24 protein-coding genes are annotated in these 24,158 nt (G+C 48.0%); 3 read left to right on the top strand and 21 right to left on the bottom strand.

The window, feature by feature from the left end:
• Nucleotides 1-9: 9 nt before the first annotated feature.
• The 6 genes from PJDR2_RS15285 to PJDR2_RS15260 all read right to left on the bottom strand — a co-directional run bounded on the left by PJDR2_RS15285 (nt 10) and on the right by PJDR2_RS15260 (nt 7,421).
• A complete protein-coding gene (locus tag PJDR2_RS15285) occupies nt 10-1,458 on the bottom strand; it encodes an SWIM zinc finger family protein (RefSeq protein WP_015844611.1) in 1,449 nt (482 codons plus the stop codon).
• A gap of 348 nt (nt 1,459-1,806) precedes the next feature.
• Nucleotides 1,807-3,078, bottom strand: a complete 1,272-nt coding sequence (locus PJDR2_RS15280; protein ID WP_015844610.1) for a metal-dependent hydrolase — start codon at nt 3,076-3,078, stop codon at nt 1,807-1,809.
• A gap of 92 nt (nt 3,079-3,170) precedes the next feature.
• On the bottom strand, nt 3,171-4,007 hold the full coding sequence (locus PJDR2_RS15275; RefSeq protein WP_015844609.1) for an AraC family transcriptional regulator: 837 nt from the start codon (nt 4,005-4,007) through the stop codon (nt 3,171-3,173).
• Between the two features lie 17 nt (nt 4,008-4,024).
• On the bottom strand, nt 4,025-5,545 hold the full coding sequence (locus PJDR2_RS33740; RefSeq protein ID WP_015844608.1) for an alpha-N-arabinofuranosidase: 1,521 nt from the start codon (nt 5,543-5,545) through the stop codon (nt 4,025-4,027).
• Between the two features lie 62 nt (nt 5,546-5,607).
• Nucleotides 5,608-6,576, bottom strand: a complete 969-nt coding sequence (locus tag PJDR2_RS15265; protein ID WP_015844607.1) for a glycosyl hydrolase — start codon at nt 6,574-6,576, stop codon at nt 5,608-5,610.
• An 11-nt stretch (nt 6,577-6,587) separates the two neighbouring features.
• Nucleotides 6,588-7,421 carry a phytanoyl-CoA dioxygenase family protein gene (locus tag PJDR2_RS15260; RefSeq protein ID WP_015844606.1) on the bottom strand — a complete coding sequence of 278 codons (834 nt, stop codon included), beginning with the start codon at nt 7,419-7,421 and terminating at the stop codon, nt 6,588-6,590.
• Nucleotides 7,422-7,501: 80 nt separating this feature from the next.
• On the opposite strand from PJDR2_RS15260, the gene PJDR2_RS15255 reads away from it, so the two are divergent.
• A complete protein-coding gene (locus PJDR2_RS15255) occupies nt 7,502-8,404 on the top strand; it encodes an AraC family transcriptional regulator (RefSeq protein WP_015844605.1) in 903 nt (300 codons plus the stop codon).
• A 54-nt stretch (nt 8,405-8,458) separates the two neighbouring features.
• Here PJDR2_RS15255 and PJDR2_RS15250 read toward each other — a convergent pair whose 3' ends face one another.
• The 8 genes from PJDR2_RS15250 to PJDR2_RS15215 all read right to left on the bottom strand — a co-directional run bounded on the left by PJDR2_RS15250 (nt 8,459) and on the right by PJDR2_RS15215 (nt 16,349).
• Nucleotides 8,459-9,658 carry an MFS transporter gene (locus PJDR2_RS15250; RefSeq protein ID WP_049790150.1) on the bottom strand — a complete coding sequence of 400 codons (1,200 nt, stop codon included), beginning with the start codon at nt 9,656-9,658 and terminating at the stop codon, nt 8,459-8,461.
• A 60-nt stretch (nt 9,659-9,718) separates the two neighbouring features.
• Nucleotides 9,719-10,747: an ROK family protein gene (locus PJDR2_RS15245; protein WP_015844603.1), complete on the bottom strand. Its 1,029-nt coding sequence runs from the start codon at nt 10,745-10,747 to the stop codon at nt 9,719-9,721.
• 153 nt (nt 10,748-10,900) lie between these two features.
• Nucleotides 10,901-11,554, bottom strand: coding sequence for a uracil-DNA glycosylase family protein (locus tag PJDR2_RS15240; RefSeq protein ID WP_265525138.1), 654 nt, complete (start codon nt 11,552-11,554; stop codon nt 10,901-10,903).
• Between the two features lie 98 nt (nt 11,555-11,652).
• A complete protein-coding gene (locus PJDR2_RS15235; RefSeq protein ID WP_015844601.1) occupies nt 11,653-12,198 on the bottom strand; it encodes a YdhK family protein in 546 nt (181 codons plus the stop codon).
• A gap of 98 nt (nt 12,199-12,296) precedes the next feature.
• A complete protein-coding gene (locus PJDR2_RS15230) occupies nt 12,297-13,379 on the bottom strand; it encodes a sensor histidine kinase (protein ID WP_015844600.1) in 1,083 nt (360 codons plus the stop codon).
• The gene (locus tag PJDR2_RS15225; protein WP_015844599.1) at nt 13,376-14,068 is read right to left on the bottom strand and encodes a response regulator transcription factor; all 693 of its coding nucleotides are present in this window, start codon (nt 14,066-14,068) and stop codon (nt 13,376-13,378) included. Before PJDR2_RS15225 ends, PJDR2_RS15230 begins: the two co-directional genes overlap by 4 nt.
• A gap of 169 nt (nt 14,069-14,237) precedes the next feature.
• Nucleotides 14,238-15,215, bottom strand: a complete 978-nt coding sequence (locus PJDR2_RS15220; protein ID WP_015844598.1) for an aromatic ring-hydroxylating oxygenase subunit alpha — start codon at nt 15,213-15,215, stop codon at nt 14,238-14,240.
• Nucleotides 15,216-15,242: 27 nt separating this feature from the next.
• The gene (locus PJDR2_RS15215) at nt 15,243-16,349 is read right to left on the bottom strand and encodes a BMP family ABC transporter substrate-binding protein (RefSeq protein ID WP_015844597.1); all 1,107 of its coding nucleotides are present in this window, start codon (nt 16,347-16,349) and stop codon (nt 15,243-15,245) included.
• A 548-nt stretch (nt 16,350-16,897) separates the two neighbouring features.
• Here PJDR2_RS15215 and PJDR2_RS15210 point away from each other — a divergent pair.
• Entirely contained in the window at nt 16,898-17,110 is a 213-nt protein-coding gene (locus PJDR2_RS15210; protein ID WP_416202262.1) for a transposase, read from the top strand.
• Between the two features lie 41 nt (nt 17,111-17,151).
• Here PJDR2_RS15210 and PJDR2_RS15205 read toward each other — a convergent pair whose 3' ends face one another.
• From PJDR2_RS15205 to PJDR2_RS15195, 3 genes are all read right to left on the bottom strand, one after another.
• Nucleotides 17,152-17,658, bottom strand: coding sequence for a DinB family protein (locus PJDR2_RS15205; protein WP_015844596.1), 507 nt, complete (start codon nt 17,656-17,658; stop codon nt 17,152-17,154).
• Between the two features lie 150 nt (nt 17,659-17,808).
• Nucleotides 17,809-18,849, bottom strand: coding sequence for a phosphodiester glycosidase family protein (locus tag PJDR2_RS15200; protein WP_041614313.1), 1,041 nt, complete (start codon nt 18,847-18,849; stop codon nt 17,809-17,811).
• A 248-nt stretch (nt 18,850-19,097) separates the two neighbouring features.
• Complete coding sequence (locus PJDR2_RS15195) at nt 19,098-20,870, bottom strand: SgrR family transcriptional regulator (protein ID WP_015844594.1); 1,773 nt, start codon at nt 20,868-20,870, stop codon at nt 19,098-19,100.
• A 196-nt stretch (nt 20,871-21,066) separates the two neighbouring features.
• On the opposite strand from PJDR2_RS15195, the gene PJDR2_RS15190 reads away from it, so the two are divergent.
• The gene (locus PJDR2_RS15190; protein WP_015844593.1) at nt 21,067-21,537 is read left to right on the top strand and encodes a GNAT family N-acetyltransferase; all 471 of its coding nucleotides are present in this window, start codon (nt 21,067-21,069) and stop codon (nt 21,535-21,537) included.
• Nucleotides 21,538-21,572: 35 nt separating this feature from the next.
• Here the strand turns inward: PJDR2_RS15190 and PJDR2_RS15185 are convergent, their stop codons facing one another.
• The 4 genes from PJDR2_RS15185 to PJDR2_RS15170 form a co-directional block, all read right to left on the bottom strand.
• The gene (locus PJDR2_RS15185; protein ID WP_015844592.1) at nt 21,573-22,568 is read right to left on the bottom strand and encodes an SDR family oxidoreductase; all 996 of its coding nucleotides are present in this window, start codon (nt 22,566-22,568) and stop codon (nt 21,573-21,575) included.
• Nucleotides 22,561-22,908 (bottom strand): ArsR/SmtB family transcription factor, encoded by a 348-nt coding sequence (locus PJDR2_RS15180; RefSeq protein ID WP_015844591.1) that lies wholly within the window; start codon nt 22,906-22,908, stop codon nt 22,561-22,563. The genes PJDR2_RS15185 and PJDR2_RS15180 overlap by 8 nt, the downstream gene beginning before the upstream one ends.
• Before the next feature lie 153 nt (nt 22,909-23,061).
• Entirely contained in the window at nt 23,062-23,286 is a 225-nt protein-coding gene (locus tag PJDR2_RS15175) for a hypothetical protein (protein WP_015844590.1), read from the bottom strand.
• Between the two features lie 2 nt (nt 23,287-23,288).
• Complete coding sequence (locus PJDR2_RS15170) at nt 23,289-24,041, bottom strand: hypothetical protein (protein ID WP_015844589.1); 753 nt, start codon at nt 24,039-24,041, stop codon at nt 23,289-23,291.
• Nucleotides 24,042-24,158 lie beyond the last annotated feature (117 nt).

The following is a 24,158-nucleotide window of genomic DNA, read 5'->3' as shown; positions in this document are numbered from 1 at the left end:
GTCACTCCTCTAATACAACAGCCGAACAATCCGGCTATCCGTGATGATGCTCATCGGCTGCGCCGACAGACGTCCGCTGTCCACGTCATGTTGGAACATGACCAGCGCAGCTTGGTCCCGCAGCTCCTCTTCTTGCATTAACGGCACAATCGTATCGAGTCGCGCAGGCGTAGCGATCATTTCCGATGTCACCGGAATCGGCTTGCCTTGCTTATCCCGGAACAAGTAACCTTCTCCGGACTTCTCGATGGTATGGTAGGCGATTAGCACAACCGGATTGCGGTTAGCGAGAGGATTTTTAATGATGTTCTTCACTTGTTTGATCACATCCGGGAAGGATCCGTTAGCCGCACCCTTTACCGCCTTGTAATCCAACACGGCTGCCTCGCGGAACGTTCCCTTTTCCCACCTTACGCGGGCATTGATCTCGCCTGGATACTGGTATAACTCATCCGTCTGCACAACGGCATGCACGGTATCCTCTTCTTTAAGCTGCTTGGCCGCCCGGAACGGACGGAGATTGCGAGTGGCATGAACCGTCCCGTCCCGGAGGTCGGCCCACCATCCGGCATCGACGTATTCTCCTCTTGCCTGATCGGTATACGACAAGAAGGAGAGCTGCAGCAGCTCGGATGCTTGCCGCATGCGGCCATACTCTTTGAGTTCGGCTAACTGCCAAGCGTGGCCAAGCTGCTCCTCAAGCGTTGTTTCCGTGTCTAATGGCATATCCGGTTCCGCTAAACGCCGCTCCAGATACGCTTTTCCCTTCTTAACTAGCGAATGGATGCGGATTAGCTGCTCAATCGCCTTGGAATAAACCGATTCGCGATTCCCTTCATCGTCAAATAGCAGAATGAGCTCCCTTAACTCCGCCTGCACGCCGGGAATATAGTAGTTGCCAAGTTCCTTCGCTTGATCTTCGAGGAGCTGGATGTTCTTCTTGCTCAGACTGCCGAGTCCGCCTTGAACGGTTTGCAGTACTATTTTCTCTAATAGTTGAAGGCCTTCCAGCTGTGCGTTGATTTTTTTGGCCAGCGCCGACTTGTTAACCTTTCGTTTGGCTGGGGCCGCACCGCTTGCCACAGCTGCTTCGGTTTCCTTCTTCTTTTCTTCCCGCTTCTCCGCCTTGCCCCGCTTCTCCTCGATATCCGGCGGAAGCTCTGCCTGCTCGAACGGTTTCCCAAGCGCGTAAGCGTACATTAAGCCAAGCGTATGCTTGCATGGAAACTGTCTGCTTGGGCAAGAGCAGCGCGACACCGGATTATCCGGCTGAACAAAATCAACCGAGCAACGGTACGGCTCCTTGCCGCTTCCTTTGCATTCGCCAAACAGCAAAGTTCCATCTTCTGTTCTCCGAAGGACCGGAAAGCTATTCTTTTTGACCAGGTCCCTGCCGTTCTTCATCGCTCCCGCATTGGGAGCCAAGCTATCAACGTAAGCTTCCGTTAATGACGTCATAATCTACCTCTCAGACTTTAAGGAATTCTATTAACTTCGACAAAATTGGCGCTGCTTCCTGTTTGAGGAAAAACAACATCTAATATATGAGCCTTCCTTTTCGTTTATGAAGAATGAATACTTCATGCAGTGTCAGCAATAACAAAAGAGCCCTCCTATTAAGACTAAGGGGCTCTACTCGGATATGTAACGGAACAGTAAAACGCTTATGCCAAAACTCAGGTTATCCAGAAAGATACCGCTGTGAAAATCTATTTTTCGCCCGAAGATTTGTTATTAATTCTGCTGCAGGATAAGTATAAAGCATAGTCCCGCTAGATATCTTACACTACGTATTCCGTAAAACCCCTATTTTTTCATGAATCCTTCTCCATCCCATATAAATAAACTTTTCACGTTTCGGCCTATGGAATTATCGTAGTACGTGGTTTGGAACGAAGAATCGTCTATTTTATTCAGATGGGTGGAATACATGGAATCGTTCGCGCTAATAAACATGCCGTCCCTTTCTCCCGCATTTAATTCCTTGAACTCGTTGCTGCTGGTCAACGTGAACAGCTTGTAGTAATTCCCGTTGCTTGTTCCATACTGTCCTATCGTAAAGTCCGGGTCACCGTCTCCGTTATAATCATCAAACGAAAGATCAAAAGTAGAGTTGAACAGCAGCGGATCCGTATAAAAATCATTCAAGGCCACCCGGCTAAGCTCATTGCCGATGTCATCACGCAACACGAGATGAAATTCCCCGCTCCAATTCGGCCCCATGAACGGTCCCGGAGACCAATCTTCGGAGTATGTCCCGTTAACCAGCTCAATATCGATAAAATAAGGCTTTTGCATAATCGTAAACATATCGTTTCTGGATAACGTCATTGTCCCGGTGACGGTTACGGAAGAGACGTCAGTCTCTGTTGTTTCCGCGCGCAGATCGCTAAAGCTGGATTCGTTATCGACTTCAATCCGGTTCCCCAAGATAGATGCGCGGCCAAACACGGCAGCCGACTCCGTCCGAAGCATAAACTTCCAATGCCTGCTCGATGTATCCGGATAGGTCAACAAGGACTCAATATGATCCTTTTTGTACCTTTCCGACAAGCTATGCTCCAAGTCTAGCTTGGAATAGGTCAGAGTCCCAATATATACGATGGAAGTCAGAACGCCGGCAAGAATCAAATATCTGCCCTTCCGAAACCACAGACCGATACACACGGATAGCAGCAGCGGGTACAGAACAAATGTATCATCGCGGTCGATAACGCTAAATTCGTATTCATGATCAATGAGCGGATAAAACAAAGCTACCCCGTTGCCAATATAATCGATTAGCAAATGAGTGCCGGTACTAATCATAAACATCAGCCACATCCGCTTGAACGAGATTTCCTTTTGGAACTTGGAATACACGTAGGCCATTATCCATCCGGTGAGCGGAACAAAATAAACGGAATGAAAAAATAAATCGCCAAAAAACTTCGCAAAATCCGGTGCCAGTCCGGCGATCGCACCGAACAGAAGCAAAAGAGAACGCCTGCCAATAGAGTCCGTATAGGCTCTGCCAATCAAATAAGCCGTGCTGGCACCTGCTGCCGCATGAATTAACGTATGTATGATAAGATCCAAAATACTCCCCCATTATCCGTATAAATTCCTTAATATGTAAACGAATAAAGGGGATCTATTGTTGCAATCGCTGTTCATTTTTCTATTCAAATTCAAGCATTCAGATTCATGGCGGCAACGCATTGCCTTCTCCATTCCAAAGGCGTCATCCCAACCGATTTGAAGAAAAAATCATAAAACCGGCTGGAGGAATGAAAGCCTACTTCAGCTGAGATCGTCTCGATCGCTTTATCCGTCTGCTTGAGCAGCCTTTGGGCTTCTTTTAATCGGAGACGGATAATGTACTGCTTAGGCGATACCCCTATGGCAGCCGAGAACTGCTTGCGCAAGTGACTTTCCGACAAGTAATGCCGGGAAGCCAGTTCATGCACGGTAATGGGACTGTCAAACCTAGCATGAATCTCCCGCAAAACCTCCCGCATGACTGATTGAATGTTCGTATGGTCGTGCGAATTGCTGCTTTCTCTCTTGTTAGCTTGGAATAACGATAACGCCGTTTCAATCGCAACACGCTGCAATACTTCGGCGTCAACCGCTGCTTCCGCTTCCTTCCATCGCCTCTCGAGCTGTACGAGGCTTGCCCTTGCCCATCTCCTGTCGATGTGGCTTAAAGCAGCTACCTCCAGCTGAGCCATGCCACGTTCCTGCTGCAAGTATTGTTGACATTGCACAGGCAGCTTGTCTTTGCGGAAATGTACGCTTACCCCTTGCCATCGCTTCGTACAAACATAACTATGCAAGAGTCCTGAAGGAATATAAATCAGATCGCCTGGCCCTACCTTTCTATTGCGGTCGGGCGAGCTGTAATACCCCTCACCTTCATCAATCATTGTCAGCTCTTCGTACTCGTGGGAATGGGATTTATACGGATAGCTGCTCATTTCTGCGGATGCGGCAAAACGTTCCAGGCTGACGATAAAGTCTGTCATCGCTCGCTTGTCCTCAATTATTCGACCGGAACGCGAAACCGGAATACGTTCCAGGAATGCTTCCCCAACACCGTGAAGAATTGGCCGTTCTCAAACCTATCGCGATTTCCTTGCCGCGGAACCACTTCATTTGGTCGCGCAGCATCGTTTGTGGCTTTGGAATCCGCATGGTCCAAAATAATATGTTCCAGTAGCGCGATTCCGCTGAAGCTGCGCAGATCGCATTGCAGCTCAAGCGGCTGCTCCAGATGACGGTTAACCGCAAAGATCGTTACCTCGCCGGCCTCTTCATTGTACACGGCCACGGATTCAAGATAATCAACATCCGTAAAGTCCTTGCAATCGTATTTCGGTGAGGTAACCTGCGTATGCAGCACCGTGCCTCTGCCGTATATCGAGGCATGCATATATGGATAATAGATCGTCTGCTTCCACGCTTCACCGTCTTTGCTGGTCATAATAGGCGCAATGACATTAACCAGCTGTGCCTGGCAGGCAATTTTGACCCGGTCCGCATGCTTCAGAAGCGTGATAAGCAGGGTCCCGACAACAAGGGCATCCTCCAGATTGTAGATGTCCTCCAGGATGGGAGGCGCAACCGCCCAATGCCTCTCGTTATTTGCGCTGGCATGGTACCAGACGTTCCATTCGTCGAAGGACAACATCAGCTGTTTCTTGCTGCGTTTCTTCGCTTTCATATAATCGCAGATCGAGACTACCGAGGTTATAAATTGATCCATCCCGAGCGACTTCGCAAGAAAATTCGCCGAATCTCCGGAGCGGTTGCCGTAATAGCTATGCAATGACAAGTAGTCCACGTGATCGTAGGTATGCTCCAGGACGGTCGCTTCCCATTCGGCAAACGTATCCATTTCCTGTCCGGAACTGCCGCAGGCGACAAGCTCGATGGTTGGATCTACCCACTTCATTGCCTTAGCCGCTTCCGCTGCGATCCGGCCGTACTCATCCGCCGTTTTCCGCCCAATCTGCCAAGGCCCGTCCATTTCGTTGCCAAGGCACCATGTCTTGATTTGATGAGGCTCTCTCCAGCCATGAGCGATACGCATGTCGCTGTAATACGAGCCGCCCGGATGATTGCAATATTCAACCAGATTGCGCGCGGCGTCAACGCCGCGCGTACCAAGATTTACCGCCATGTTCACCTCGGCGCCCACCCGTTTGCACCATGCCATAAATTCGTTTGTCCCGATCTCGTTCGTTTCTGTCGAGCGCCAAGCCAAATCGAGCTTGCGCGGACGTTCCGATACGGGACCAACACCGTCCTCCCAATTATAGCCGGAGACGAAATTCCCTCCCGGGTACCGGATAAACGGAACCTGCAAACCTTGAACAAGCTCGATCACATCCCGTCTGAAGCCCCTCTCGTCGGCTAGCGGATGACCCGGCTCATAGATCCCTTCATATACCGCGCGTCCCAAATGCTCCACGAAAGAGCCAAACAATCTTTTGTCTACTTCGCCTATCTTATAACGACGATCAATGACCATTGCTGCTTTGCCAAGCTTCGTTTGAACCATCGGATTGCCTCGTTTCCGGCTGTTAGGAGCCTATATTTAAAATAATGGTACGCTGATTGCGCTTACAATTCAGGCTGTCGAAGATGGAAGTCAAACGGTTCATCGCGCTGACAGACCAACTCCTCATCAACAATCGATAATCTGGCCACTTGAATAGAGGTTCTCCGGTACTTATAAGGCTCCATATCTTCCAGCGTATAACCTATTTTGTAATACTCCTCGTCCCGTTCCGGGTGAGTAAAATAAAAGATAAAGGCTTCATCCCCTTGAACAATCACATCCGGATGGCCGCCTTTTGCGCCATCCTCCTTGCGTGTTCCCCGCCCGCGCAATATATTGTTCGATTGTCTCTTCCAATTGTCCAGGTCATCCGAACGGTAAACGGCAAGACCGTCCCAAGGATCCGTAACCATCCAATACGAATCTAGAAAAGCAAATACATTGGGACCTTCATGATTGCAGTCTGTAATAACCGGACCTTTCTCTTGCCAATGATATAGATCCTGACTATCGGCGGCAAAGGTATAAATCCCGTCTCCGGTATCCCGTCTGAACCACATCCGCCAGTTTCCTGAAGGCAGCTGATGGACGCAGGCATCGATTACCCGGTCTCCCAAATCCGCAATCGAATGGAATTCCCAGTCAAACAAGTTACCGCTCGTGTAATGGGCGATTTGACTCGGTCCCTCAAACATGCTGCGGACACCGCGAATATAGGTCACGTACATGTGATAAACGCCATCCACCGAGATAACCTCCGGTGCCCAGAACGTATTCCTGCCTTTCTCGAATTCCAGCCCCTGCATAATGCCGCGGTAGACCCATGTCCGTCCTTCATCCGGCGTGGAAGCCAGCCCAATATCCAGTCCGTAGCACCAGGACACAGCTTGCGCATCAACGTTTGCCCTGCGGTTCGTATACGCCAGCCACCAGCATTGCTCGTCATGATTCCATATAACCGTCGGGTCTGCTGCTCCGTCATGGATTGGATCCCGGAATAAAGGCGCTTTAGGCGGTCGAATCGTATTCATCATGCTCCTCCTTATCCCCGATTGCTGTAAATAACCGGATTGAGCGGACTGTTGATTATGTCTCCGCCGCGAAGACCGGGCATCCACTTCGCTAAATCGCTTTTTCGGGCATTGGTATCCGGTTCCAACACTTTCGTATCTTCAGCCACATAAATAATGGTCATCACTTCTCTTGTGTTTGCCGTTGGGTTTCCTGGAGCGGAATGCAGCGTCCAGCCGGAATGAAAGGTTGCGTCTCCCGCAGCCATGGCACCGTATCCGATTTGAGGCAGCTCCTCGGCTTCGATATACTGTTTAAGCGTCTTATGGGATTGATCCGATATTTCGAGCTTGCTGATATAACCTTTATGGTGAGAGCCGGAGGCAAAAATCATGGAACCAACCTCTTCCGGGACACGGACAAGCGGCATCCACAGCGTAATGGTCTTCTCCGTATCTACCGGCCAATAAATCTGATCCTGATGCCAAGGCGTATGACCGCCGCCGGGTTCTTTGAACAAAGCCTGGTCGTGATACATCCGTACGCCGGATACTCCCATTAACTCCGCAGCCACCTTGGCGTAACGGCGCGCGAATACAAACGGTTTAACCCTCTCGCTTTGCTCCCACAAATTTTGAATCTGCAAGAACGCCTTCCCGTAAGTATCTCTCTCTTCCAAGGCCCTAGTCTCACGGTTGAGCCGCTGAACCTCGCTTGCGATTAAAGGACGGAAATAATCGATCAACGGCTGTGAGGCCAACCCCCGAACCATCAAATGCCCGTCTTCCGCATATTGCTTCCTCTCGGCATCGGTCAAAGAATAATCTGTTTGCAGTTCATCCCATTCTTGAACATTTCCGATCATAACGACAGCTCCTTGTTATTAGGATGACCTTATGATACTATGGCTTTCAGTAAAAATATTTGAATATTGGAGTGGAAAATGTGGACTTATCCGACATCGCTTACCCGAAGCAAAGGACGGCGGATTATTCGGAATTAACGCCTAGCGTCCATTGGGCGCAGCTCCATCAGACCATCAGGAACCACGAATATCCGCTGCGCAGAATCTATGATTTCGAGCTGCTGTATGTCCTGGACGGACGTATAACCGCTCATCTAGGCGGTACCGATTATTCTCTTTCAACCGGCGAAATGCTGTTTATCAGCGCGGGCGTGCCGCATAATCTGAACATTGATTCCGGACAAGCCTTGTTCCTCGGCATTCATTTTGATTTCTTCGACGAATTCGATATTGTGATCGATCAGGATATTATCGTGAAAGACGATACCGTAGTGGTTGAAGATTTCTGCAGCGAGGCCTTGCTGTCCGGCTGCAGACCCTTCAGCGACAACCCCGTATGGACTCCTTCGGCGGAACTCGTCAAAGAAATGGAGACGGTTATTAAGGAGTTCACGCTTACCAAGCCCGGTTTTGAAGCGGTATGCAAAGGACTTATGATCAGCATTTTAATTAATCTGCAGCGCTCCAGAACCGAAGCCGGCCCCCATCTTACGACAAGAAGAGAACGAATGACTCCCGTAGTGGAATGGATTGAACAGCATTATATGGAGGATTGCTCCAACGAGACTCTCGCAAAGCTGCTGAACATTCATGAGGATTATCTTGGCAAGCAGTTCAAATCCGTCTACGGGATGTCCCTGAACAAATACGTACAGTCGATCCGGCACCGGGAAGCGAAACGCCTGCTCCGGGAATCCGATGCTACGGTTGAGCAGGTCAGCCGGGAGGTCGGCTATGAGGATATGCATTATTTCAGTAGAATTTTCAACAAATGGGAAGGTCTCTCTCCCCGGGAATATCGCAAGACGGTTCAATTCTATTAATAAAAAAAACGCCAATATCCTGCCCAAAGGGCTTGGAAATTGGCGTTTTTTCATTTAGATGATTTCTTTTCGTTTGGACAAATGAATATAAAGAATAATTCCGGTAATCGCGCATAATGCCGCGCATAATCCAATGAAGCCGTAACCGGCCTGAAGACCGCGAAGCAAGCTGTTTGGCGAATTTTCGCCGACTATATGTTTGACGAGCTCAGTAACGCCGCCAATCAGGTAATTGCCGATTACGCTGCCTAATCCCATCATAGTGACCGTAAAGGTGATGGCCGTATCGCTGCCTTTCGGATATCGCTTTGCGATAAAAGCCATTACCGTAGGATAGATCATTGCAATACCGATACCGGAAGCCGCAAACAAGAACGCAACGCTCTCGCCGCCTGTGATTGCGGCAAAGGTACATAATGCCGAAAACCCGGAGAAGATGATAAGAGATAACACGAATCCAATTCGGTCTGTCAGCGGACCAAGCAGCAGCCGCGCCAGCGCAAAGCATAAGAAGAAAATAGACAACATGCCGGAAGCATTTACGGTATCCCAGTTATAAGCTTTCTCCAAGAAGTTAACGAGCCAGCCGCCAACGGCAAGTTCCGAGACAACTCCAAACGTCAGGACAAGCACCATTAACCATAGTACCCGATCTCTCAGCAAAACCTTTAGAGGAACGCGATCCTCATGCGAGATATCATCTCCCGGGAACGAACTTAACATGGCGATGACAATCGGAATCACGGATAACATCAGCATCACCAGGTACATTCCGCGCCAGTCCAGCGTATGCCCGGCAATTGTCACTTTCATTAGTCCTGTTGCGATCAGCGGTGCAACCGTGGAACTTAAGCCGTAGAAGCCATGCGTCATATTCATCATTGTGCCGGTATTTCTAACGAAAATCCGGGCGCTTAGAATAGCAAGGCCAATCTCCAGCATCCCATTTCCGATGTACATAAGGAAATACGAAGCCGAGAACATCGAATAATGATGGGAGAAGAAGATTAGAATGCCGGAAAAGGCCATTGAGGCGAATGCGGCAACGGTAACCCATTTGATCCCCCATATTTTCGTCAAATAGGCCGTGAACGAACAGGCTATCAAATAACCCAAGGCGTTTAAAGATAATAAGGTGCCCAGTTGGGACTCATTCAACATAAAGTCGAATTGAATGCGCGGTATTGCCGGACCTTTAATATTTTCCGAGAACCCGAAAATAATGAATCCTATAAATATGGTCGCCAGCTGCATGGCATAAATCTTGTTGAACTTGCCTATACTTTTGTCCACTCTTCGCTTGCTCCTAACTTGTTATCTTTTCTCCGTGACCTGCAGCCGGTAGGTAAGGCTTTCCAGCGTAGCTGTAACAAGTCCCGTCATGTACTCTCGTTGCGTATTGTTCTGAATAATGAGCTGCGGCATATGCTCCTGCGGAATATCCTTCAGACAGCCCTCATGCAGATCCTTAAGCTGCGACTCGCGCGGCAGCTCGCCCGTTATCGCGATGGTTACCGGGTTAATGATGGCGATAATTGAAGTTAAAGTCATAACCGCCAGCCGGATAAAACCGTCCTCCGTATGCAGCTGCCGCAGCTGCTCTTCGCGCGAAACGCCAAACGGCAGGAATGAAACCTCACCGCCAAATGTCGTATTGCCCGACAAAATCCGGCCGTCCACGATAAACCCAGCCCCTGGAAAATGATTCTTCGGAAACGTCGCTACCGCAAATGTCTTATCCTCTTCAAAATTCTGAAGATGGTAGAAGCCGTAAACCGTCATGTTCATGTCATTCTCGATCGTAATCGGGATCCCGTACTTGTCTTCCAGATAAGGTCCCACAGGCTGCCCGGCAAGATCAGGCACATCGCATACGCCAATCACTCCACGGTGAACGACGCCGGGAATCCCGATACCGATGGCTTGCACATTCTCGTTGTCGCTGATTAAGTCCTCAATTAACCGATCAATAACATCCCTGTCGATATGAGGCAGAGTAAGCGTTGTGTCGCTTATGGTCTCGCCAAGCAAATTCACAATGCTGTAGCTTATGGAATGAATGCCGCCTTCCGTCCTGACAAGCAGACAAATGACGCAGCCAAAATTAGCGTTGTATCTGTACTGTTTGGCTGGTCTTCCGCCATTTGCCCCATCCGGCTCCAGTTCAATGATTTCGCCAATGGCAAGCAGCTCGTTCAGAATCGTCCCGCAGGTAGCTACGCTAAGCTTGGTTAATCCCGCAATCGAAGCTTTTGTCGCAATGCCTTGAGCCTTCAATGCGTTTTTGACCAGTTCAACGTTCATCTTTTTCACTTGAATCGTATTATGCGTGTGAGACGACATGCTCTCACTCCTTTTAGCAAATACTTTTTAAAACACTTTTAATAAGTGGAGTATAAATCCCATAACCCCATAAGTCAACAAGGAATATGAATAGACGAACATAAAAGTAGAGGTGTCCCATCGCCATTTTCATGACTTATGGAGCACCTCCATTCAACTGATCTTTAAAGAGACGTAGTTTCTTATTATTTCTAGCATTTGTTTTCTTGACTGCTCAAACTGTTTCAAACGATGCCCGTTTGCACCGGATGGATGAGGAAAACCCCATAAAATTTGCTTCTCTTTAATCTTATTTTCGGTAAGCAAAAGACTGAACATCTTTTCGACGGTTTTGCCTAAAGGAATAATAAGCGGAGCATTATTCAAAGTCTGAAGTTCGCTCATAATCGACTGATAGGCAAAATTACGCAAAAAAGCGTTTTTTGAAAGTTCGGGGGAATGTCCATTGTAATTTTTCTTGTTAATAAAGACCGGATAACGAAGCAAGGAGGTTGTATGCAAGAGAGGGCATTCCTCCTCAAACAATTCCTTGCTATCCGCGATTCCACAAAATGCAGGCAAGTTCAATTCGTTCAGCATCTGTATGAGATTATTCCGCATCGACCCTGCAAATCGCGCAGCCATTTTTGCTTCTTTGCATATTTCTTGAACCGATTTGTTCATGAACATGGACTGATTCGCTGTCCTTATAGCAACTTCCATTTGAGTCCAGCCTGGAGTAATGCCAACAATCATAATACTCGCTTGCGGATTTCCATAGTCATTATGCGGAGCATAATACATCTCTATCGGCCCTTCACGCTGCATGAATAACTCCGGAACGAGCAAGTCGTTAGGCCTGTAGCACGTTTTGAGCGGCAATGCCCGGATAAAACCTTCATATTGTTCGAATTTCGAATCTACCCTCATGATTTTAATGGCGAAAGCTCGCGATCCGTTACCCACTTATGATTTTTCACAGGTGCTTCACCAGTCGTTGGCGTGTAATCAACCATATAAACGGTCGTTTGTTCAGCGGAGACAATTTCGGCCTTCGCCCCCTTCATGCCCGTCATATGATCAGCTTCCAGCATAACCTCCGTACCGGGTTTCCAGAGTTTATCGCCAGCATCTTTAATCTCTTGTTGAATAACCCATTTATGGTTCAATACTTTCTCCCCGCCAGTTGTTGGCGTGTAATTAACAACGTATGCTGTTGTTTGGTAAGCTCCTACTATCGTGGCAACTGCCCCTTTCATGCCCTTCATATGGTCATCTTGCATGATAGCTTTACTGCCAGGCTTAAATGCAGGGTTTGCTGCTTCTTTCAAGCCTGCCGGTACTTCATTTGATCCTGAAAGATTCATTCCCGAATGCTTCATATTGCTGCTGGTTTCCGCTGCGTTATTCCCACATGCGCTTAAGAGCGCTATTATCACAGCCGTAAGAATCAATATCCCTATTCTCTTCATTTTTGCGTAGCCTCCTGTAATTGATTTTTTATTATCTTCGATGTTTATAAGTCTAGCCCATACTTATGAAGATCTTGTGTAGAAGAACGAACTTTTTTCTATTCGGGATATAACTGTTTTGGGAGACGAATAATTATCGCGGTTCCGTGGTTGCTTTCCGCCCATACTTGTCCGCCATGGGAAGCCACCAGCTTTTTCACTATCGCTAAACCCAGGCCTCTGCCGCCGCTTCTCCCGTTTCGTGACTTGTCCGCACGATAAAACCGCTCAAAGATATAAGGCAAATCCTCTCTATTAATTCCTTTGCCCGTATCAACAATGCGAATCTCCGCCTCTTGCGCGTCTTCAATAACTTTCACGACTACTCGTCCGTTTGCGGGCGTAAATTTTAGAGCATTACTGAGTAGATTAACCAAAATTTGGATCATACGGCTGCGGTCGGTAAAAACATGGATATCAGGACCGGATTGAAAAGTAAGGCTCACCTTTTTTTCCAGATAGGCTGCCGCAACAAGCTCCACTCCCTGTTGGATCAGGGCATGCAAGGACTCTTGCTTCCGTTCCAGGCGAAACGTAGGCGAGTCTATATAGGTCAAGTCTTCCAATTCAGCGACCATATTCACCAGCCGGTCAATCTCTTCATAGTAAGCATGAATACGTTCGGGAGTTGGTTCCCAGATTTGGTCTTCAAAGGCACGCATATGGCTTTTTAATGTGGCAAGCGGAGTTCTTAATTCATGGGCAATATCTTCCGTCATGTTGATTCGAAGCTGCTCTTGTTGATAAAGCTGTGAAGCTAATTCATTAAGCGAAGCGCCAAGATCCGCAAGCTCATCGTTGCCGCTTGTGACAACCCGAATATCAAGATTCCCATCCGACATGCGTTCAGCAGCCTGTTTCATTTTTACAAGCGGTCTGGATATCCGTTTGGCGATATAAAATCCAATCAAAACCGCAAGAATGCCGGAACCGGCAAACGTCCAGGCAATGGATTGCAATAGGGCTTTTTCCAAGTGATAATCCAATCGGGGTAAATCATGGGACACCCCCGCTGCCTGTTCATGGTACATCCAAAGATGGTAATGCGTGGCCAGCATGGTACTTAGCGTCGAAATGAACAAAATGCACGCGGCAGTGCCGATAATAATCACGGCAAGGCGGTTATGAAGTCGTTTGCTCATATACCGCTCCCATCAAATCGATAGCCCGAACCGTAGACCGTTCGGATATATAGAGGATTTTTAGGATCCGGTTCGATTTTGTAGCGGATGTTCTTCACATGTTGATCAATGGTGCGGACATCACCTTCAAAATCATAGCCAAGCACTTTATCCACCAATTCATTACGCGTAAAATGCCGCTGCGGATATTTGGCCAACATTAGAAGCAGCTTATATTCGTTTGGCGTTAAGCTTATCGGTTCCCCATGGCAAAATACCATTTGTTTCAGCGAATCGATTTCCAGATGGCCATGATTATAGGATGAACGGTCGGCAAGCAGCTGACTGTCGTCCGTTCGGCGCAGGATTGCCCGGACCCGGGCCACGACTTCACGCGGATCAAAGGGTTTAATCAAATAGTCGTCCGCACCAATAGACAACCCTTTTATACGATTATTATCCGACATCTTTGCGCTAAGCATAAGAATAGGTATCGAGTTCGTCTTCCTTATTGATACGCAAACCTGCTCCCCGTCCATATCCGGAAGCATTAGATCCAGTATAACGAGATCAACCAAGCTGCTCCGCAGCACTTCTAAAGCATAGCTGCCCGTGGCAGCTTCCAGCGTCTTAAAGCCTTCTTTTTTCAAATAAGATATGACAACATCCCGGATTTTGTCTTCATCCTCCACTACCAATACTGTTTTCATCTTTTGCCTCCAATGAATAATACGGATCAGATGCCTTCTTTAACTTAGAGGAATACCCCCCATGGGTATATTAAACTCTTTATATTCTGTTATCAAGAATTTTATGGATGTCTTAAAAATAAACGCCAATATCCAGCCCGAAGCTTGGATATTGGCGTTTATTTTTAACTTATTCGGTTCCGATCGTTACGCCTAGCTCCTTCAATCTGCGCCGGTAAGCAATGGCGACGCGGTCGCATTTGAGATGCAGCTCCGCCTGCAGATCGAGCGGCAGCAGCTCCGGCTTTTGCTCTTCGACAATTCGTTTGTCCTGCTCGAGCAGCGTATTCTGGAAATCGATAAACACCTGATCCGGAATCTCCGGCGCATAGTTGCGAAGCTGCAGCATAAACGCCGTACAGGTCGTTTCCGTCTCCGGGAGAACAATCAAGAACAAATGAAAGATCTCGTCAGAGCCAACACTACCCTTCACCAGTTTGACGCAGCATGGCGCATAGATTTCATAGATATACCGGTTATCTACGCCTATTTCGCGTCCGTCAGGATCGGGCTGGTAGACGACAATCTCATCCGTAACAAGCGCCCCGTCTATTTGATGTACATTGTAGTCGTTAATCTCGGCAAATTCGCTGTCGCCAAGCAGCCCTTCATGCACAAACATGAGATGCGAGACATCCAGGAAATTCTCGATGACACGCGGAGCGGATGCTTGGACCGGATAAGGTCCCATCCAGATTGGCAGAAGCTCCTCCTCCACTTTCCCCTCAAGCGGCGGGTATTCCTCCTTTGGTTCTCCAAGGCAGACCCAGACAAAACCGTACCGTTCCAGACACAAATACGTTTGCGTTTTCGCTTTGAGCGGAATCGCCTGCGATTTGGGCATTGCCGGAATGCAGACGCATCGCCCGTCACCGTCATACCTCCAGCCATGGTAAGCGCAGACGATCTCGTCATTGTCCACGCGCCCAAGCGACAGAGGGACGCCGCGATGAATACAAAGGTCCTTCATGGCTTTAACACCTTGCTTCGTGCGGAAAATCACGACTTTTTCTCCCAAAACAATGACCTGCTTGGGAGTGTCGCTGACATCGGCGGCAATCGCTACCGGATGCCATTCATGCTCGAGTACGGGATCTTTTCTTATCATGCCAGCCACTTCCCCTTCCGTCTTGGACTATTGCGGTATGGTCCCTTCAATGCCTTTGACGAACCAGTTCATGTTCAAAATCTCGTCTACGGTCATCTCTTTGCCTTGTGGCACTTTTTCCGTTCCGCTCTGATCGGCGATCGGTCCGTTAAACACATCAAAGCTGCCGCCTAAAATCTCTTTCTTCTTCGCTTCTGCGAGGTCTTTGACATCCTGCGGAACGTTCTTGCCAAACGGCGCGATGTCCGTGATGCCGTCCTTCATGGAACCGAAATAGCTTTCGGACTTCCAAGTGCCGTCCATAACGGCTTTTACCGTCTGCACGTAATAAGGACCCCAGTTCCACTTCGGATTGGAAATATAATAATCCGGCGCGTATTTGCTCATATCCGAGTCATTGCCGATTCCCCATACCCCGCGTTCGGCAGCAGCTTGAATGCTTGCCGGCGAATCCTGATAAGCGGCCAAGACGTCTACGCCTTTGTCGAGCAAGCTTGTTGCCGCCTGACGCTCGGCTGTTGGATCAAACCACGTATTGCTCCACACGACGTCTACCTTCGCTTCCGGGTTAACGCTTTGTACGCCTAGCGCGAACGCGTTGATCGTATAGATCACCTCCGGAATCGGGTAAGCCCCTACATAGCCGAGATGATTGTTTTTCGTCATTTTGCCTGCCGCCATCCCTACAAGATAAGCGCTTTGGTATTCCTTGCCCAGATAGGTGCCGAGATTGTCCGAGGTTTTATAGCCGCTGGCGTGAAGGAACTTTACATCGGGATGCTTCTTTGCTACGGCAACCATGGCATCCATGTAGCCAAAGCTTGTGCCGAAAATAATATCGTTCTTCTCGGCAAGCTCTTCGAATACGCGCTCGGCATCTGCTCCTTCCGGTACGTTCTCGACCGTCGTTGCGGTAAGGCCAAGCTCCTCTTCCATCATCTTGCGTCCTTGATCATGCTCGTAAGTCCAACCTCCGTCCCCCGGAACGCCCAGGTAGACAAAAGCTACTCTTGGCTTTGTCTTGTCTCCGTCAGTGACAGCTTCTGCTCCCGTTGAATTCGTCTTTGTTTCCTTCGAGCAACCAGCCATAAAGACTAGCAATGCTGCCGCTGCGACCATAATGAGCTTCTTCATGCCAAGACCCTCCCCCAATTTGCCGAACGAATGCTACCTATCATTTCGGAAAGCTTAGAGGTAATATAGGTCATTGTCATTTTTGCGTCAATATTACTAACATCAAATATAGATGAGATGCTAAAAGTCGTTCTTTAAATTGTGCTTGGTGCACATTTCCTAAAAAATACGTCAGGTTATGTACAATAATGCTCTCATAACTAAATAAAAAAGGGGGGTGTCCCATAAGTCATTAATATGACGAATGGGACACCCCCCTTTTTTATTTTGGTTTGGGTTAAACAGCAGCCTGCGCATTTTAATGTTCTTCCAATCGCCATTGCTCAGGGATTCCTTGAATCAAAGAGGTAAGGTTGGAATCCCTTCACAAAAGCGACCGCTAACGCTTCTCCAGAATCATTAAAATGCTCCGTTTGCCATTAACCTGTCAATGAAATGCTTTAAGGACAAAACAACAAGAAGCCGATCCTTGTTAAATATCCCGGAGGTGGCCGAGATAGCTACCACCCCAAAATGCTTATGAAGGTCATCATTTATGCCTACAAGCAGTGCTTTTTGAGGATGGACATGCCTTGTCGGTTCGACGCATGCATGAACCAGAAAGTGTGTTTGGCCAAATCAAGAATAACCGGGGATTCCGCCGGTTCCTGCTTCTAGGCTTACCGAAAGTTAGCCTAGAGGTCGGGTGGCTTTCGCTTGCCCACAATTTGCTGAAGAAAGCTATAAAGGAGCAAAATCGAAAAATAGCGCTGCAGGGATAACTCTCTGCAGCGCTATTTTATCAATTTACTAAGGCGAGCCGTTACTCTAGCGAGCGAACCCCTTTTGAGACGGCCTCTTCCCCTAATAATAAATCCGGAGAGATTTGCTTAAGATGATGCTCCAAATGCTCAACATAATCTTTTACCAGCCATTCCAACGTATGCGTCTCGCCGTTTGGCAGCAGGATGTTGCATGACGTTAACGTATCAACAGACACTGCAGCGATCACTCTCACCATCGCGCGGTTCAAACTTTCCCATAAGGCAATAATCTCGTCGACCGGTGCCGATGCATACTGCTGAGCTTCCACCCATTTGTCCTGGTTATATGAAGTAATAGCATAGGGTCCTTCTGCTGAAGGAGCCTCAACGATTCTTCTGCAATTATGGATCGCCGAATCGCAAAGATGCCCGAGAATTTGAAGTGGTGACCACTTTCCAACAGCCCTCGGCGTGATCATTTTTTCCTCAGACCAAGCTCTTAATTGCAAAGGCACCGATTCAACATACTTACCAAGTTGCGCAACGGCAACGGTTCTTGTTATCATGCTTATCGCTCCTTCCCTATAGTTGTTTCATTATAACAACTATGGCTCAAGACGATTATGGAGAGTATTCGATGGTTAGCTTCAATAATTTCGATAATAAAAAAAACCTGAAGGAATGTCGCCATTCCAACAGGGATTTGCAAACACATTTTACAAGCCAAGACCTTCAAACGAAGTTACGTCTTTCCCGTCCACATCAACGTGAAGGGTATCTCCGGCTTGCGGAATCAACGCCCAAATATTCGGCAGATAACGGGGAATATTATTGCGGGAAGAAGGAATCGTAATGTTATCGCCGTTAAAATACATCGAAGAGGAAGAACCGCCATCCATACACATGGCATTTACAGCTCCACGTTCGTAGAGCAAATCCTGTACTTCTTTGATACTCGCGCCAACCGAACGGGTCTGACGGCCGTCAATAACGACAAAGATGATGCTGCCATCGGCTTTTTGGCCAATTGCCGTACGCGGACCCCAGCCCCAACCGCCGTCGCCTTCAACCATCTTTTGACCGTTTACGATTAACTGCGGTTTAAAGCCTGCTGCATATTGTACTCCGAGATTAACCAATTCATTCGCGCTGTACTTGCCGGTAATCATCACGCCATCTTTGGTTATGCCCGCTACGAACTCTTTAGTGTTCTTATTCTGGCTTTTAATAACGCCGTCTTCAATAACGACACCGGTAGAAGCTCCACCGTTGCCATGCCCATCCAAATCGACAAAACCACTCGCGTTAATGGCGGCAAGAGCTTTCGCCCGCTTCGCGATAACAAAGATTTGTTCGCCATGGTCACTCAGCTTCGAGCTAACTAGCTTTACCCGATTCGGATTGGAGATCGTGATGATTTTTCCTTTGTAGTTATGCGTAGGATTGGTATAGCTTTCAATCGACTCCACATGCACGTACAAATCCTTATCCGACTTTACGTTCACCATGCCGCCTAAATCGCCCGATCCCGAGGCGCTGTTCACGTAACTCGGATTATTTATATTTTCAAGCATAGCGTCCAAGTCACTTTGCGGTAAAAAAGTGTACTTCGCCCACTGCCGGTGTTGAGACGATAATATGGTCTCCGCTGCCATCGCCCGAAGACGATATCCGGAATCTGTAAAGAACATAAAGATACCCGAGATAATTGCCCATACGAGAATAAAGACACCTACAATACCAAAAAATTTCTTCACAAGTTCCATCCTTTCTTTGCGGACTTCACCTTTTCGATGATAGCCCATTATAAATGCAACAGCCGCGTAAATACTAGAAGTAAATATTTTCAGTACAACCATTAAGATGACATCCTCATCTATCAGACGTAACAAATCGATAAATATGTGCAGTTTTCCGCAAATTTTTTATTGTAATTTTTTCCATGAAAAAAGCAGCCTCGCGTAGCGAGACTGCTTTGCGTAACGGCTGCTTTATCTCATTTCTATTAATCATGCTGCTCCAGCCAAATATCCTTGAAGTCAATCCACCCTAGCGGATTCAAGCTGACACCCCGAACGGAAGGATGCAGATACGTGCTGAGACGCCTGTGATGCAGGAACAAGACAAGCGCTTCTTCGCGAAGACGCTCTTCGATTTCTCTCAGCTGCTGGCGGCGCTGTTGCTTGGATTCGGCGCCAACCGCCGCATCGATCCGGCTTAGTATCCATGCTTTGTTTTCTTTGTCAAAATAAGACTGCATTACGCAATCGCGATGCTCATAAGCTTCGATCTCGCAAACTTCATCTTCGGGAAAGACCAGCCCTGAGATGCAGACATCGGCTTGCAACGCGTCCCCGTACGGCAGCATCTCCAATTGAATACCCCATTCAGCCAATCGATCAATGACCCATCGTCCGTCATCGTTATATTTCGAATGGAAAGCGATCCGCAAAATCTCTCCGCAATAACCCGATTCCTGCAAAAGCTTGCGGATTTGCTCAGGCTGAATCGGTTCTAGCGTCTGCGTGCAGCTTGCTTCCGGTCTGAAACCATAGGCAGGAAGCGCGCGTTCGCCGCCAAGCTCCATAATCATTTCGCCAGGCCGAATAATTTTGCTAACGGCATGACGAAAGGCAGCGGACTGCTGCGGCCTATCGACCGCGACATTCCAGCTCATGAGAACACAGCCAGGGCACAACTTTCCGATTTGCTGCCAATCATCCTTGGTCATGCTTTTATCCATTCTCATGGTATCCAAACTATGATGTACCTTAGTCAGCTTATCCAAATCATTGCCGCAATCCTCGGGCATAATGACAACTTCGACCTCATCCAAATATGGCCGTCCCTGAAAATAGACATCGTTAACCTCTAGCTTGATCCGTCCATTAGCCCATTTCGCAAGCTGGAATGGGCCTGTGCCAATCGGCTGCCTCCAGAACTCTTCTTCATCCATACCGGCAAATTCATATGGGATGATGCTAGCGGCGGCAGAGCACATGAACCGGTCAAAGATCCGGTTGGCCTTTTTTAGCCTAATGCGCAGCACGCGAGAGCTAACGGCTTCCACGCATGTCACCTCGCGCAGCAGCCAGCTGTTCGCCGTATCATGCTGTAACCGTTCCAAGGTAAACCTAACATCCCGAGAGGTCAGCTCTTGACCGTTGTGGAACCGGATTCCTTTGCGAAGATAAAACGTCCATTCCGTGGCATCCGCATTTGAAGTCCAGTTATGTGCAAGCATAGGCACAATTTTGTCCAATTGCTCATCGTATCGCAGCAGCCTGTCGCTGATCTGGCGGATCAGATGGGAGTCGAAGGAATATAGCAGGTCAGCCGGATCAAGGGTCACAGGAGCTTTCAATACGGGAAAAATCAAAGCATCTCTGCAATCCTCGCCTCCCTCCGCTTGCCCCTTCTTATAGCCAAACTGATTATCCAGCCATTCCAAAAAGGTCTGCTTGGCTGATGTACCGTTGCCATATTGGGCAATGACATCAAATGCCCGTTTATAGTCGCCTTGCTCCGCCAGATTAACGGCATATTGCATTAAGTACGGTTCTTTTTCAATATGGAAGGCTATCCTGGACCGGTGTCCTCTTCCAAGTCCCGGCAGCCAATCAATAAGCTGCTCGCTTTGAAGCTTTTTCAGTATAAGCTTGGCATTGCGGGGCGTGCAGTATAAAACTTCCGATAATTCCTCAAGGGTTACCTGAGCGGGACCCGGTTCACCGCCGAAGCGCTCGTATAGAGTAAGATATCTCTCATCCAGCAGCATGTCTATTGCCCTCCCTCGTTCGTTCAGGATTAGAGGTTGGGGCAAGTATACACTGCTTCATGCCGTTTGGGTAGCATCATGTTCACATCCCTTACATTTATTTGCATTTATTAAGATGAACCTGCAAGGATTATTTGAATATACCGTCGAATAACACTCATCAACTAATAAACCACTCAAATAGGAGGTTTATTTAATGGAAATCTCATTAAGTAAAGCAGACTTAAAAGATGCAGCGAGTATTCATGAAATGCAACTTAAAGCATTTACGCCCCTATTGGAAAAATATCAGGATTTCGATACAAGTCCCGCCAATGAATCCGTGGAGCGAATTATTACTCGGTTAAATCAATCAATTACGGATTATTATTTGATTAAATCCGGGGAAGCTGCAGTTGGCGCAATTAGAGTGGTAACAAAGGATAATCAAACCTATCGCGTCAGTCCGATATTTATATTGCCGGAACACCAAGGGAAAGGCATTGCCCAGAAAGTCTTTGCAAGGATTGAACAAATCTATTTCGATGCCAAGTCATGGGAGCTGGATACTATCCTGCAAGAGGAAGGAAACTGTTATCTGTACGAGAAGCTGGGTTATGCAAGAACGGGAGAAATAAAGGAAATAAACGATAAAATGACTCTCGTGTTTTACGAAAAACATCTGTAACAGAAAAAAGCCGCTGATCGGCGGCTTTTATTCCTTTATTTGAGCAAGCTGTTCGCGCAATCCACGACTGTTGCTTCAACGGGTCTGAACTGCCAGCCTAGAATACGCTGGGCTTTCGCCGGGGTATGACGGAATTTGCGTCCCAGCATTGGAACGATGGAACGCAGGTCCGATTGAAACCAAGATACCGTTCGCAATACGAAATCCGGCAGCTTACGGGTAGGTACCTTAGCAGCGTTTTCGCCCAATTTGTTCCGCAGCAGCTCGGCTACCTCCGACATCCACAAGAAATCTCCCACCGCGATAAATCGCTCTCCGGCAGCTTTGATTGAAGTCATCGCGCGAATATGCATGTCCGCAAGATCGCGTACATCAATGATCTCAAGTCCGATTCGCGGAATTCCCGGAACCTTGCCATCCAGCATGCGGCCTATCACCTGCACCGAGCCGTACTTCTCATTCATAATAACGGGACCAAACACCGCGCCAGGCAAAATCGTAGTAAGTGTCATCCCGTTCCCGTATTTCTTCATAAAATCCCATGCCGCAAGTTCAGACAATGTCTTTGATCTGCGGTAAGGGTCAAGAAGTTTATTGTCCGGATCAGTCCAGAAGGTTTCGTCCAGAAGCTGAATGTCTTGTCCTGGCGATGGAGTAATCGCCGCGCAGGAGGAGGTCATCACTACCCGTTCTATTCCGGCTTTGACGGCTGCCTGAAGCACGCGAAGCGTCCCCTCTCTTGCAGCTTCAATCAAACCTGCTTCGCTACCCTCCATCGGAGAAGCCACGTGAAGAACATATTTGCAGCCCTGCATCGCCTCCAGCCAGCCAACGTCTTGCGTCAGATCTGCCGGATAGAACGATAATCGGTCTTCCGGATCTATAACAGCTGAGATCGCCGTTCGGACGGCTGCCTCCTTGGACAAGCCGCGGATCGTAGTACGAACCGTATATCCTTGTCTTAACAACTCCACGATACACCAGCTAGCTACAAAACCGCTTCCTCCTGTAACAAGGACAATCTCAGACATGATATCCCGCCTTTCTAAGCTCATCCAAATAATGATCGATATGAGCGGCTAATTTTTTTAACTGCAGCAGCTTGCCGGAGCCATCGAGGTAATAATAGTTTTTTGTCCCTTCTTTGGTAATGCCGACAACGCCCGCTTCCTTCAATATTTTTAAGTGGTGGCTAAGAGACGGCCTGGACAGATGGGTCAGCTCCATTAGCCTGCCAACGCGCATTCCTTCACACCCGGCTCCAAGCAGTGCGCCCACGATAAGCTGGCGCGTCTCGTCTCCGATAGCCGCAAGCATCGGCGCACCGTCTTTGAAATCGGCCAGCACTTTGTCCGGATCGAAATTAAACATCACCTATACGACTCCTTTATTCGTTCACATGGATCCATCTGAATAGCACAAGTGTAGCATCCGCCTATACTCTCCTCAACATCGGGAAAGAAAAAGCAGACCATTGCTTTCGAGCATAAAAAAACGGAGCCGCGCAGCTCCGCTTAAAAGAACTTACCTATGAAGGAACCAGGAGATTAGAAAAAGCAATGCGCCAAGAATGATAACCGTGTAGAAGAAATAAGAGAACCACCTCAAAGCCTTTGGCATGCTTTTTAAATCCGCCCGTTGATTCGGAACCCCCATAATCTTCTGATAATGATCCGTAGCTTCATTAAAAGATACTACGGTTGAAGAAGTCGTTGATTCCTCCTTCTTCGATTCTTCCTTCTCCTTCATGTTTAATCCCCTCCTTCATTGATAGACGGCAAGAGATCCTGGGGTTGCACTTGATCGGTCTTGCTCAACTTCATCCTATGCTGAACGGAATCATAGCCGTAATGCCACACCTCGATAAACGCCTGCCCTCCGCCTTCGCCACCTGTAATCACAAGCTCTTCATTGCCGGACACCTGCAGCGGATAATGCGGATGCTGGAAGAAGCTGTTCGTGAGCTGTCCCGCTTCATCTTCGAAGGTGATCGGAAATACCTGCCCGTCTTTCACGCCAAAAAGATAAGCTTCAAGCGCATGGCAATCCGTATAACGCGGATAATACGTAAAAATATCGGTATCTCCGATTGTGAGCATTTGCAGATTTACCGTTTCGTCGGTCGGCTCTATAATCTCGAGGTCTTCAGGAAAAGACAATACTTTCACGGGATTCCCCCCGGCTGCGGGTTTCCAAATCGCCTCATAATCTCCCGTCCAGCTTAGATCGGTTTCCAGCCCGTAGCAGCTAGGAGCACCAAGAACAGTTACCATCGCTTGACTCTTTGGTTGAATCATTAGTGTACCTGCCTGGTGGGAAGCTACCGCTCTAACCGAGAGATCTTCCTTGACCGTATCCGTATTGTCCTGGTTATCTGATTCTACTGACGCTTCAGCTGCATCGGGTGACGGAGTGATTTGCGGGATTACCGTTTTCTCCGTTTGAACGGAGCATGCCGTAAGCCATACGGCTAGCGCAACCAGTATACTCATTTTTAGCTTCATTAATCTTCCTCCGGCTTTCTCTCTTCACATTATATTCGGCAATCCGCAAGCAACTCCCTTTAATTTCCACATTATTAATTCTCAAATAATCGACTGTAAGCGGACAAGCAAGATCTC

The organism is Paenibacillus sp. JDR-2 (assembly GCF_000023585.1).
Classification (GTDB): Bacteria; Bacillota; Bacilli; order Paenibacillales; family Paenibacillaceae; genus Pristimantibacillus.
The sequence above is the reverse complement of the archived record's forward strand: the minus strand, read 5'-3'. Positions and strand labels throughout refer to the sequence as shown.

Coding starts and splice junctions, on each gene's coding strand:
- PJDR2_RS15285 (WP_015844611.1), bottom strand. CDS start 1,458: ATGACGTCATTAACGGAAGCTTACGTTGATAGCTTGGCTCCCAATGCG.
- PJDR2_RS15275 (WP_015844609.1), bottom strand. CDS start 4,007: ATGACAGACTTTATCGTCAGCCTGGAACGTTTTGCCGCATCCGCAGAA.
- PJDR2_RS33740 (WP_015844608.1), bottom strand. CDS start 5,545: ATGGTTCAAACGAAGCTTGGCAAAGCAGCAATGGTCATTGATCGTCGT.
- PJDR2_RS15265 (WP_015844607.1), bottom strand. CDS start 6,576: ATGAATACGATTCGACCGCCTAAAGCGCCTTTATTCCGGGATCCAATC.
- PJDR2_RS15260 (WP_015844606.1), bottom strand. CDS start 7,421: ATGATCGGAAATGTTCAAGAATGGGATGAACTGCAAACAGATTATTCT.
- PJDR2_RS15250 (WP_049790150.1), bottom strand. CDS start 9,658: ATGCAGCTGGCGACCATATTTATAGGATTCATTATTTTCGGGTTCTCG.
- PJDR2_RS15245 (WP_015844603.1), bottom strand. CDS start 10,747: ATGTCGTCTCACACGCATAATACGATTCAAGTGAAAAAGATGAACGTT.
- PJDR2_RS15240 (WP_265525138.1), bottom strand. CDS start 11,554: ATGCAGCGTGAAGGGCCGATAGAGATGTATTATGCTCCGCATAATGAC.
- PJDR2_RS15235 (WP_015844601.1), bottom strand. CDS start 12,198: ATGAAGAGAATAGGGATATTGATTCTTACGGCTGTGATAATAGCGCTC.
- PJDR2_RS15230 (WP_015844600.1), bottom strand. CDS start 13,379: ATGAGCAAACGACTTCATAACCGCCTTGCCGTGATTATTATCGGCACT.
- PJDR2_RS15225 (WP_015844599.1), bottom strand. CDS start 14,068: ATGAAAACAGTATTGGTAGTGGAGGATGAAGACAAAATCCGGGATGTT.
- PJDR2_RS15220 (WP_015844598.1), bottom strand. CDS start 15,215: ATGATAAGAAAAGATCCCGTACTCGAGCATGAATGGCATCCGGTAGCG.
- PJDR2_RS15215 (WP_015844597.1), bottom strand. CDS start 16,349: ATGAAGAAGCTCATTATGGTCGCAGCGGCAGCATTGCTAGTCTTTATG.
- PJDR2_RS15205 (WP_015844596.1), bottom strand. CDS start 17,658: ATGATAACAAGAACCGTTGCCGTTGCGCAACTTGGTAAGTATGTTGAA.
- PJDR2_RS15195 (WP_015844594.1), bottom strand. CDS start 20,870: ATGCTGCTGGATGAGAGATATCTTACTCTATACGAGCGCTTCGGCGGT.
- PJDR2_RS15190 (WP_015844593.1), top strand. CDS start 21,067: ATGGAAATCTCATTAAGTAAAGCAGACTTAAAAGATGCAGCGAGTATT.
- PJDR2_RS15185 (WP_015844592.1), bottom strand. CDS start 22,568: ATGTCTGAGATTGTCCTTGTTACAGGAGGAAGCGGTTTTGTAGCTAGC.
- PJDR2_RS15180 (WP_015844591.1), bottom strand. CDS start 22,908: ATGTTTAATTTCGATCCGGACAAAGTGCTGGCCGATTTCAAAGACGGT.
- PJDR2_RS15175 (WP_015844590.1), bottom strand. CDS start 23,286: ATGAAGGAGAAGGAAGAATCGAAGAAGGAGGAATCAACGACTTCTTCA.
- PJDR2_RS15170 (WP_015844589.1), bottom strand. CDS start 24,041: ATGAAGCTAAAAATGAGTATACTGGTTGCGCTAGCCGTATGGCTTACG.